This window comes from Bradyrhizobium sp. CCBAU 51627 (genome assembly GCF_028128765.1).
Classification (GTDB): Bacteria; Pseudomonadota; Alphaproteobacteria; order Rhizobiales; family Xanthobacteraceae; genus Bradyrhizobium.
In genome coordinates this window covers 43,498-54,603 of sequence record NZ_LBJG01000078.1, presented here as the reverse complement: position 1 = coordinate 54,603, position 11,106 = coordinate 43,498, and the positions used below count along the sequence as shown (strand labels likewise).

The 11,106-nt window shown below is 58.2% G+C and carries 9 protein-coding genes and 1 pseudogene; 7 read left to right on the top strand and 3 right to left on the bottom strand.

Translation table 11 applies throughout. The features are described 5' to 3' along the window. Nucleotides 1–1,237 (top strand): thioesterase domain-containing protein (locus XH88_RS27685; RefSeq protein WP_271671396.1); only part of this gene is annotated, 1,237 nt, incomplete at its 5' end. A 329-nt stretch (nucleotides 1,238–1,566) separates the two neighbouring features. Here XH88_RS27685 and XH88_RS27680 read toward each other — a convergent pair. Next, nucleotides 1,567–1,818, bottom strand: a complete 252-nt coding sequence (locus XH88_RS27680) for a hypothetical protein (protein WP_271671395.1) — start codon at nucleotides 1,816–1,818, stop codon at nucleotides 1,567–1,569. 363 nt (nucleotides 1,819–2,181) lie between these two features. Between XH88_RS27680 and tnpA the strand changes: the two genes are divergently transcribed. The 5 genes from tnpA (at nucleotide 2,182) to tnpC (ending at nucleotide 6,511) form a co-directional block, all read left to right on the top strand. Continuing rightward, nucleotides 2,182–2,502, top strand: a complete 321-nt coding sequence (gene tnpA, locus XH88_RS39300) for an IS66-like element accessory protein TnpA (RefSeq protein WP_442868481.1) — start codon at nucleotides 2,182–2,184, stop codon at nucleotides 2,500–2,502. Between the two features lie 75 nt (nucleotides 2,503–2,577). After that, nucleotides 2,578–2,796, top strand: coding sequence for an IS66 family insertion sequence element accessory protein TnpB (gene tnpB / locus XH88_RS27675; protein ID WP_139486059.1), 219 nt, complete (start codon nucleotides 2,578–2,580; stop codon nucleotides 2,794–2,796). A 561-nt stretch (nucleotides 2,797–3,357) separates the two neighbouring features. Beyond that, nucleotides 3,358–4,584: a group II intron reverse transcriptase/maturase gene (gene ltrA, locus XH88_RS27670; RefSeq protein WP_271671394.1), complete on the top strand. Its 1,227-nt coding sequence runs from the start codon at nucleotides 3,358–3,360 to the stop codon at nucleotides 4,582–4,584. A 33-nt stretch (nucleotides 4,585–4,617) separates the two neighbouring features. After that, the gene (gene tnpB, locus XH88_RS27665; protein ID WP_271671393.1) at nucleotides 4,618–4,812 is read left to right on the top strand and encodes an IS66 family insertion sequence element accessory protein TnpB; all 195 of its coding nucleotides are present in this window, start codon (nucleotides 4,618–4,620) and stop codon (nucleotides 4,810–4,812) included. A 46-nt stretch (nucleotides 4,813–4,858) separates the two neighbouring features. Then, nucleotides 4,859–6,511 carry an IS66 family transposase gene (gene tnpC, locus XH88_RS27660; RefSeq protein ID WP_271671392.1) on the top strand — a complete coding sequence of 551 codons (1,653 nt, stop codon included), beginning with the start codon at nucleotides 4,859–4,861 and terminating at the stop codon, nucleotides 6,509–6,511. An 819-nt stretch (nucleotides 6,512–7,330) separates the two neighbouring features. On the opposite strand, the pseudogene XH88_RS27655 reads toward tnpC, so the two are convergent. Continuing rightward, nucleotides 7,331–8,544 (bottom strand): annotated as a pseudogene (locus tag XH88_RS27655) (diaminopropionate ammonia-lyase). A gap of 905 nt (nucleotides 8,545–9,449) precedes the next feature. After that, complete coding sequence (locus XH88_RS27650; protein ID WP_128948542.1) at nucleotides 9,450–10,133, bottom strand: helix-turn-helix domain-containing protein; 684 nt, start codon at nucleotides 10,131–10,133, stop codon at nucleotides 9,450–9,452. Nucleotides 10,134–10,675: 542 nt separating this feature from the next. Between XH88_RS27650 and XH88_RS27645 the strand changes: the two genes are divergently transcribed. After that, entirely contained in the window at nucleotides 10,676–10,942 is a 267-nt protein-coding gene (locus XH88_RS27645; RefSeq protein WP_128948543.1) for a DUF3551 domain-containing protein, read from the top strand. Nucleotides 10,943–11,106 lie beyond the last annotated feature (164 nt).

Sequence of the window (11,106 nt, the reverse complement as noted above, 5' to 3'; positions counted from 1 at the left end):
CGGGGTTGCGGGCACCTTGCGGGCGCACTTAAGTGCGCGACTGCCGGACTACATGGTGCCGAGTGCGTTCGTGCAGCTGGCGGCGCTTCCGCTGACGGTGAACGGCAAGCTCGATCGGAACGCGCTGCCGACGCCGGCCGATCAGGCCTATGCGCTGGCGGCCTACCAGTCGCCGCAAGGTGCGGTCGAGACGGCGCTGGCGCAGATCTGGGCCGAGCTTCTTGGTGTCGAGCGCATCGGGCGCAACGACCACTTCTTCGAACTGGGCGGCCACTCGCTCTTGGCCGTGCAGATGCTCGGTCGAGCATCAAATCTTGGGCTGAGTTTTAGCGCCACCGACCTCTTCCGCGCACCTGTTCTGAAGGAACTCGCATCGAAGATTCGTTTGCAAGTGCAGCCCAGTCACTCGGCGGTGATTTCCGTTCGAGCGAACGGATCGCAGCCACCGCTCTTCTTTGTCCCAACAGGCTTTGGCGATTGTTCGTATGTCCTCGGTTTGGCGGCGGAAATGGATGCAGACTGCCCGGTCTACGCTCTGCCCTGGCCGCATTTCGATGACGTTCGTCCACCGACTCTTGAGGCGATGGCCGCGGAGGTGATTGTTGCGATTAAACAGATCCAGCCACGGGGCCCATACCGCTTTGCTGGATACTCATCAGGTGCAATCCTGGCGTATGCTATTGCCGAGAGGTTACTGAGTGTTGATGAAGTTGTGTCATTCATGGCGTTCATCGATGTCTGTCTACCTGCGGCTTCTTCAAACGGATCACTGAAGAATTTGGCGCGAGAATTTGTTTTGGATCGTTGTGGGATCTTGCGCGATGAATATCGCGAGGTTTTTGAGCGCGACACGGAACAATGCTCCATCTCTGAGTTGCTCGAAAAGGCGCAGCAAACAGGAGCGTTAGCTCCAGATCACGATCTTCACAGTGACGTTTCAATGTATCAAAGGGCCGCGTCATTTCACCGGGCGCTACAATCGTATCGCATTCCGTCGCTCCCAATTGAAATATTCCAGTTTTATGCCAGTGAGCCTCTCAGTCGTTGGGTACCGCCTGACAAGCAATCTGGTCGCGATGCAAACCTGCCAAAGCTTGGCTGGGACCTGGTCATCGATGCGGGGGCCATTCATGCCGTACCTGTTCCAGGCAACCACGCGACAATGGTGAGCAACCCAAAAAACCGCCAAGTTCTCGCTCGAGCCATTTCAACGGCCCTAATCAGGACTCTTGAATAGACTCAAAGGATTTTCTCCGAAGGCTCAGGTTCGAAGTTTAGTTTCTAGACTAGCCCCAAATATCCATCCCACAAGACAGAACAGGAGTAGATTTGCGGGTAATCGTACCCGACGATGTTCCATTCAGCGACACGAGAACCGATTGCGGAAATCCTTGTCCCTGCGCTGCCGGACGCGGCAGCCGTTCCAGTGTCTTGTTTAGGTCGTAAGAAAAGAAGCCGGTCACACCGCCCTGAGAAGATCGCAGCGATGCTGCTGCCGATTGTGGGAGAGGAGCGCGCGGAGAGCGTCCCATGGACCGCCGTCGAGAGCCTCACCGTCGTGTCGGTTCACCTGATGATACCGAGACCGTCTTTCACGGTGAGTGTGCCGTGGCAAGCAATATGGTACTTGCGCCCAACAACAGGCATCTCGTCAGCCTGGGAGAATGACGGCACGTTGATCGATAGCTCTTTTACGAGAACTTCCTCATATCCGCCATCTCTCTCCATGATCACGCGCCACCTCCATTCGCCGCCCGGGCTTTCGTCCGCCATTGTGTTGTAGCGAAGGCGAATCAAAGTACTCATTGAAGTGCTCATCGAGATGATCTCCGACCCCATAGGTCGAAGGAAGCCATTGCCTATCCCAAACGAGGGCGAGCAGGTCGTCAAGCCCAGGAAGCCTCTCCGATGTTAGCGCACTCTTTGGGCGGTTCAACTTAGCTGCTCGAAGCGTCCGTCCAATACATACAAACGTTTGTGCGGGGCCGGTTTGGTAGATGGCTCCAAAAGAGCGCGTGGCACGACGCCGGCAACTCCGCGGACAGCCCTGATTGCAATTGCCGGTTTTCGCTCTCATTCAAATGTTGGAAATGACTGCGCAGGGTATCCCTCCGCCAAAGGCCGCCTTGTTTGACGAACGCGATCGCTGCAGGTCCTAGGGGTAATCCTAGGAGAAGCGCTATGACGATTTCGCGGGCGGAGGTGATCACATCGGTCGAGCGGCGGCGCCGGTGGTCGCAGGATGAGAAGGAACGGCTAGTAGCAGCATCGCTCGAGCCCGGAGCCAATGTTTCCGAGGTGGCTCGCGTGGCCGGCCTTCATGTGAGCCAGCTATTCAGGTGGCGCAAAGAGCTTTGTAAGCAAGGTGAAGCGAGTATAGCGCCGTTCGTGCCGGTCGAGATTGGGCCGTCTGCCGCCGCGGGAGGTGGCCGAAGCGCCATTGACGACGACGGCGGCGCGTCGACGGAAGAGCCAGGGCATCATCGAGATCGATCTTGGTAGCGGGCACCGCATCCGGGTCGATGGCGACGTTGATGGAGACGCGCTACGTCGCGTTCTCGATGCTTTGGTACGCCGATGATCCCGGTTCCAACGGGCGCGCGAGTGTGGCTCGCGACAGGCTACACGGACATGCGCCGAGGCTTTCCGTCGTTGGCACTCCAAGTGCAGGAGGTGCTGCGCAAGGACCCGCTCAGCGGTCATCTGTTCGTCTTCCGCGGTCGCCGAAGCGATCTTGTGAAGGTGATCTGGCACGGTGTGCTGCAGAGCATGAAGGAGGTGAATAACCGAATTTAATGCGTACAGCTTTATGAGAGATGGAGGACGGCCCTCCTGCATCGGCGTTTCAGGCGCAGGTGCAAAACCACGACACTGTGGCTTCGCTTAAAAGGCGCGGTCATCAGCAAGTGTTGCAAAAGTCCCGGGTTTACGGGGCAGGTAGGTATCCAGAAGGCGAGCGAAAGCGAATCTTCCGATGACGCGTCGAAAATTACTAAGATGTCGCCAAAATCAGGGGCGCGTGCCATCCCTGAGATCAATCCGTGAGGCGCCTGGATTACTGCGCGGATGGCGACCGGCGTTTAGGGGACGCGATCTGGATACAGGCTCTTGTAGAGAACTGCAGGAACCAGTCGTTGTGATGCCAAGGGAGAAGTGCAAGCGGCGCACACCGCGAGACGAGAGTACCGAAGCACAACACTGGGGCGGATCGGCTCGTAGTAGTGATGAAGGTGCTGTAATGGAGCTGGAGCGAAGGGGCCGAAACAAGTGCGTTGCGCCCATATGCAACTGTGATGAGCAGGAGGACATGTGAGTGTAACCGGACGTAAGCAGTACGATATCGACAAGCAAACAGTGATGAAGGCCTACAAACTGGTCAAAGCCAATGCGGGCGCGGCCGGCGTGGATAAGGTATCGCTCGAAGCTTTTGAGAAGGACTTGAAGGGCAACCTTTACAAGGTCTGGAATCGAATGTCTTCTGGCAGCTACTTTCCACCTGCCGTTCGGGCTGTCCCCATTCCCAAGAAGAACGGCGGACAACGCATTCTAGGTGTGCCGACAGTAGCAGATCGCGTGGCGCAGACGGTCGTCAAGCTGCAGATTGAACAAGCACTCGAGGAAATCTTCCTTCCCGATTCCTACGGCTACCGGCCCGGAAAATCCGCGCTAGACGCCGTCGGCGTCACCCGGCAACGGTGCTGGAAGATGGATTGGGTGCTGGAGTTCGACATCAAAGGCCTGTTCGACAATATCAGCCACGAGCTGCTCATGAAGGCTGTCAGGAAGCATGTGCAAGACGAATGGGCTCTGCTCTACATCGAACGCTGGTTAATAGCGCCGATGCAAGGCAAAGATGGAGCGGTCACCGCCCGCGACCGGGGCACACCCCAAGGCGGCGTGATCAGTCCCGTCCTTGCCAATTTGTTCTTGCATTATGCGTTCGATACATGGATGGCGCGGAACTTCCCGCGGTCACCATGGTGTCGATACGCGGACGACGGGCTCGTTCATTGCCGAACCAAGGCTGAAGCGGAAGCCATCAAGGCTGCCCTGAAGGCGAGGTTCAGGGAATGCGAACTCGAAATGCATCCCGACAAGACCAAGATCGTCTACTGCAAAGACAGCAATCGCCCGGGTAGCCATGCCAGTCAGTCATTTGACTTTCTGGGATTTACCTTTCGACCGCGCAGGGCAAGAAACCATCAGAAGAAAGAAAACTTCTGTACGTTCTCGCCAGCGGTCAGCAGGGCGGCGATAAAGTCTATGCGTATGACGATCCGGCAGCTCCGGCTCAGGCTTCGCTCGCAGACGGAAGTCGACGCAATCGCCTTGGAACTGAACCCCGTCCTTCGTGGATGGATGCAGTACTACGGCAGATATGGGCGGTCAGAAATGCACAACCTGTATCGGTACGTCGATGAATCTCTTAACCGCTGGGCGCGACGCAAATACAAAGGGCTGAAGAATGGAAAAGTCAGAGCCTCCACCTGGCTCAGATCGATCCGCTGCCGTAGGCCGAAGCTGTTCGCTCATTGGACGATGTTGAGTTCTGCTTCGTTACTTGTTGAGAGCCGTATGACGTGAGAGCGTCACGTACGGTTCGGAGAGCGGCTCCGGGTGCAACTCCCGGGGCCGACTCACCATGGCCAGGGAGCATGCCTGTTCACCAAGAGACTCGAGAGAGGAAGGTTCATCTGGCCATCGGTTGCCGGCGAAGCAGTAACGATCTCACCGGCGCAGATGAGCTACCTGTTGTCCGGAATCGATTGGCGCAACCCTCAAGAAACCCAGCGTCCGACGCGGGTCGGATAGTCGTTTTACGATTTGAATCTGCTGCTTGATCTGATTCAATAGCTTCATGATATCGAAGCCGGACGACCTTCCATCGGACCTTGTCAGTGCCCTGGCAGCGCTGCAGGCCGAGCGTGAGGCGCGGCTGCGAGCTGAGGCGATGGCTGCCAGTGCGCGAGCGGAGCTGTCGGGTAACGAGGCGCTGATCGCGCATCTCGAGCTGCGGATCGAGAAGCTCAAACGCGAACTGTACGGGCAGCGCTCCGAGCGCACGGCGCGTCTAATCGAGCAGTTGGAATTGGAGCTCGAAGAACTTGCCACCACGGCGAGCGAGGATGAGCTTGCCGCGCAGGCCGCGGCGGCGAAGACGCAGAACGTCCGCCCCTTCACGCGCAAGCGACCAGTGCGCAAGCCCTGGCCGGACGACATCGAACACGAGCGCGTCGTCATTGACGCTCCGACGAGCTGCGCCTGCTGCGGCGGATCGCGACTGGCGAAGATCGGCGAGGATGTGACCGAGACGCTGGAGGAGATCCCGCGTCGCTTCAAGGTCATCGAGACAGTGCGCGAGAAGTTCACCTGCCGCGATTGCGAGAAGATCAGCCAGCCGCCGGCGCCGTTCCATGCCACGCCACGCGGCTTCATCGGCCCGCAATTGCTGGCGACGATCCTGTTCGACAAGTTCGGTATGCACATCCCGCTCAATCGCCAGAGTGCGCGCTTTAAGGCCGAGAGGATCGACCTGCCGCTGTCGACGCTGGCGGATCAGGTCGGCCACGGGACCTTCGCTGTCATGCCGCTCTTCCATTTGATCGAACGTCATGCGCTTGCTGCCGAGCGCCTTCATGGCGACGACACCACCATCCGGATCCTGGCGAAGGGCAAGTGTACGACCGGGCGGATCTGGACTTATGTACGGGATGACCGGCCCTTTGCCGGCTCTGCGCCGCCGGCGGCGGTCTATTACGCCTCGAGCGACCGACGAGGCGAACACCCGCAGAGGCATCTGGCGGCCTTTGCCGGCATCCTGCAAGCCGATTGCTACAGCGGCTTCGAGCCGATGTTCGATCCGCAAAGGAAAGCGGTGCCGATCACGCCGGCATTTTGCTTCGCTCATGCGCGGCGGGGGTTCTTCGAACTGGCCGATATCGAGAAGAATGCCAGGGAAGGCCAGAAAGGCAAACCCATCTCCCCGATCGCGCTGGAGGCGGTCAGGCGCCTCGACGGGCTGTTCGAGGTCGAACGCGCCATCAACGGTCGCAGCGCCGACGAGCGGCGTGCCGTGCGCCAGGAAAAGAGCAAGCCGCTTCTCGACGACATGCACGCCTGGCTGCTGCGCGAGCGAGAAACCCTCTCGCGCTCTGCCGAGGTTCTGAAGTCCATGAATTACATGCTCAGGCGCTGGGACGACTTCGCCCACTTCCTTGACGATGGCAGAATCTGCTTGACCAACAATTGCGCTGAGCGCGCATTGAGAGGTATCGCCTTGGGAAGGCGCAACTGGACCTTTGCCGGCAGCCAGCGTGGTGCCGACCGTGCCGCCATCATGCTGACGATGATCACGACCTGTCGTCTCAACGACGTCGATCCCAAGGCCTGGCTCGCCGACGTCCTCGCCCGCATCGCCGATCTTCCCGCATCGCGTCTGCACGAACTGCTGCCCTGGGAATGGAAGCTTCTGCGCCAAGCCGGCAAGCCCGACGATCAGCAAGCCGCCTGACCTTCACCCAACGCTATCATACAGCTCGCCACGCCCGCGCGCATGCGTCAATCAGGCGGCCTTCGTCGTATGCGTACTGCGCAGGTGCCGTCCAATTCGTTGCGCCCGATCGCCTGGTAGCTTTGAAAGCAGGTGAGTACGACACGATCGAATGGCTGAACCAGTCCGAGCTTGCAAAGCGGCTCCAGGCTTTGCGAGCAGATCATGCCGCGTGCCGCCTGCCGCGCGATACCGGACCATCTATGCTTGCCGGCGCCCAACCGAAAACAGCCCCGGTTCAGACGGAGAGCCGTGGGAGCATTCCGTCGGGCCGCATTCCTGCCACCCATATCCGCAAGTCAGGCGCTACTCCGGACGGACAGTGCTGCCCTCCAAGAAGTGCCCGGATGTTTCCGGCACGGAGCGCCTCTCGCCATTCCATTTGAGGCCATGCATCGGCAACTCGAATATGGGAGCGGCACCGTCTGAAGCCGGAAAGGCTGTTCGAGTCGATCATCAAAAGATACCAATTTGATATCCGTGACGGCGGCCAATTTATCCGTGACGATGAAGGTGTCGAGCTGGACATAACGAAGCTGCGCGCGAAGAGGCGACTACTACGCTCTCAGAAATGGCGCGCGAATAGGCCAGAAGCAGGCCGCATCACCGCGTGGCAATTGAAGTTCGCGATGATCATGGACCTGTCTTGCAGGCGAGCGTTAGCTTCGCGGTGAAACCACTCGAGCGACTTGAAAGGCTTCGGCAGGAATCGAAACAAAAAGTGGGGTGCCGACCCGGACAATTGGGATCCATCACGCCGTAAGGCTCGCAAGCGTTACGCTACTGGTCCTTGGTCAGTGTAGTATTTCGCGCGGTCACCTGCGCTGGCAACAGGCCGACGAGCTCCTCGTACAGACGAGGATCGGTCGCGCCCTCGGTGTTGATTACGAAGACCCGCGCATTTGGTCCAAGACCGCTCTTTTCCCGCAGGTTCTGGTCGGAAGCAACCTTCAGCAAGCCCGCGAGACCGACACCGCCGCTCTCGCCTGCGACAACGGCCGGGTCGCCGTGCCTAGGATTCGCAAGCCGCCTCATGACGCTGATAGCATCCGCATCATCTACAGTCATAAACGCATCCGCTACCCGTGAAAGGATGCGCCAGGCAACGAGCGAGGGTTCGTAGCATTCGAGCATCGCCATCACAGTCGGTTGCCATGATCTACCTTTACCGGGTGTCCGGCCCGGGCGCTTTCAAACAGGCACGCCGCCCGCGCGGGGTCGACAACCGTAAAAAACGGGCGGCTATCGCCCAGCAGAACTGAAAAATGCCCTGCGATCGCTGCTGACACTCCTCCCACACCCGACTGAACGAAGACGTGGGTTGGAGCTTGGGGCAACTGGCGCAGTGCTTCGCTCACGAGGGCGGTATATCCCTGCATTACGAGTCCGGGGATACGCTCGTAGCCCGGCCAGGATGTGTCAGACACCGTGATCCAATCATTTCCCGCAGCAACTTTGGAGGCTTCGGCGACGGAGTCGTCGTAGTTGCCGTTGATGCGAATGATCTGCGCGCCAAAGCGAGCGATCGCCGCGATACGCTCATCGCTGACACCTGCGTGAACGAAGATGACGCACTTCGCGCCGACGAGCTGAGCACCTTGAGCCACTGATCTGCCATGATTGCCATCTGTGGCGCACGATACAGTCATTTCTCGTGCGATGGCCTTCACTTCAGGTGTGTGCAGCTCTGATATGTTGATGACGCTGCCGAGCCTCCGGGTTGCTTCCTCAAGCACAAGCCGGATCACGGCATAAGAGCCGCCCAAAGCCTTGAAACTGCCAAGACCAAGCCGATGCGCCTCGTCCTTGAGGTAGATCGAGGCGACGCCGATCTCACGAGCAAGGCCTGGCAACGAAAGGAGCGGCGTTTCCTTGTGACCTTCGCGATGCCGAAGAAAACACTCGACCTTGCGAGCGGCCTCGACACTTAAGTCGTCTGCATCGCAAGGATCTAGGATAGCTCGGTGATCGACGTGCGAGTTGAGGAGCAACATGAACCAACTCTCTTCCGATTTCAGTGTCTAAGACTCAGGCCTTGGCTCTGGCGACAGTGAAAACATATAACCGGCATACTCATCAAAATGAGCCCCTTTCGGTGATTTCGTCCGCGCCACTCTTTACCTGGGAGTGGCACGGCGTCCCTCAACTGCGACAGCTTCTCGCAGTGGCCTATGTTGACGCGGAAACGAGTAGCAACAGGGGACGTCCTAGTTCTACATCCAATTGCGGGCCGCTGTTATGTCTGATCGTCTGTCAGAGCAAATCAACCCACCGAATTTGGAAATCTGCGTCAATCGGCGCTTTAAGCGTGGTGCCGAACCGCTCTGCAATACTTCAGCTCGCCTGGCGAACCAATCTGTCTGCCATTTTCCGTTAGGGAAGTAGCAGGCTAGGTCTGTCCGCCGACCTCACCGCTGATCCAGTGCGGATGCGCTGCTGCCATGAAGATCGGATGCTCTATCGCGAAAACCGATGTTTGCCGGGGACCAGCATGCTACGGATCGCTCGCACGAGGCGGCCGAAATCCTCAAACAGTGGAAGGTCAACGCACCGTAAGCGAGGTCAAAAGTGGCCTTCGGTAGTTCCAACGTGTCGAGATCGGGCAATCCGATACGTGACGGCGCCGTACGGTGTGTCCGCTTTTGCTCGCGCGATCGTTCGAAGCGGCGGTCGAGTCTATTGCAATGGGTTGCCGTCGTCACCGGTGTTGGCTCAAGAGCCTATATGATCCGGCAGTGTTTACCGGCACCGCCCGAAGGCACATCGCAGCGTTCGGGAAATAGCACTCGATAGCTGATTGGTTGCGCCTCGGAGGTGAGATCAATTTATTCCTGAATGTGCGGTAGTTGCTGCGCGGGCGATCCTAACCGCGACCGAAGGGTTTCACGCCATCCGCATCTTAGCTTTGCAGGTCAAGGCTCGCGAGCCGCTGCCGGTCCAGAATCACGATCTCGCGTTGGGTATTGCCGATGAAATCGAGAACGCCATCAGTGTGCAATTGCGATACTGCACGCGAAACGGTCTCGACGGTCAAACCAAGGTAATCCGCGATGTCGCGCCGAGACATTGGGAGCGAGATCACGTCAGCAGCCGTGAGTCGTTCATCCATCTCGTGCAAGAACGCGGCAACGCGCTCCAGAGCAGTTTTACGTCCGAGCAGCAGCATATGGTCTTCGGCGTGTTGCAAGTTATTCGTCGTCAAGCTGAGCAAGGTGCGCCAGACAACCGCGTCATGCTCGGCGACCGTCTCAAGGTGTTGCCGTCTGATCAGGCGAACAGTGGTTTGGATGATCGCTTCCGCCGTAAATCGGTAGATTCCGCCGTTCTCGAGTCCAAAAATATCACCCGGCAAATGAAATGCACCAATCTGGCGCCGCCCATCGGTGAGTAATTTGCAGGTCCGTACCGCGCCTTTCCTGACCTGGTAGACGTACTCGGCTGGCTCACTCTCGATGTAGATGGTTTTACCTTTCTTGTAAGTGAATTCACTCAAGCTGACGATCGGATTCGAGCCGCTCGATATGCCGAGCTCACTGAGCGAATTGATTCGGGACCTATGGTCTTTGGTGATGCTCACGAACATGGTCCGACACTCCTGAACCAGAACATGCGAAGTGAATTGGAGCCTCGCGAATCGATCCGGCGCAATCTATGGATGTCATTGTAACAGCGGCTATGAAGAGAAGAAGTCGTGTCGTTGTGACGCAGCGCGCGCAACTGTTGAGGGTGACGCAATGTGTGGCCTCCGGTCGACGTTGGGGGCCCCGCAACACGCGTCGGAGCGAACGAAGCGATCGTTAATCGACTGCTATACGAATGTTCTGCTGCGCAAAGGAGCCAAGTCGCGCTTAAAAGATGCATTTCACTGCGGAGTATCTTTGAAAGGCGGCTTCGGATTGCGAGTGAGTGTGTCCTGGACCAAGGACGGGGGCGGATAATCGGCTCCAGCCCTCTTATTACCCCCACCCTGATATCAACGTCTGCTCAAGTGCCCCCGTCGAGGCTCCACGGGTGATTGTCTTGATGACGATGGTCCAACTGGACCCGACAGCGGCAATTGACTAAGATCAAATCATCTAATTCGGATACTCTATCCTTCAGCGAATTAAGGAGGCAAGAGATCTCATGCGTTACCTTCTCGCGACTGGAATCCTAGCACTTCCTATCCTCGTCAGCTTTGGATCAGGTTCGACCGCTGCTTCACGGGTTCATTCGTACACCCCACCGGCTCGCCAAGACGTTTATTGCCTGCAGGGCCGAGCCTGGGGATATCCGGGCAACTGCCAGTTCTCGACCTACAGTCAGTGCATGGCTACCGCATCCGGCACCTATGCTTATTGCGGTATCAATCCGATCTACGCCTTCGAGCGACAGGGAAGGCAATTGCGCTGAGGCGAACGTCGTCAGGTCAGCCAAGCAGCTTTGAATGGACGGGCGGGCCGTTCAAACTCTTGTTGCGGTTCGTTCGACCCCAGCCGCTGAATCGGCTGATTGAGCCCTTCGTTCGACTGCGCCCGGCGCCGTGCTTGCATCTGGACGGCATATCCGCTCCCGGG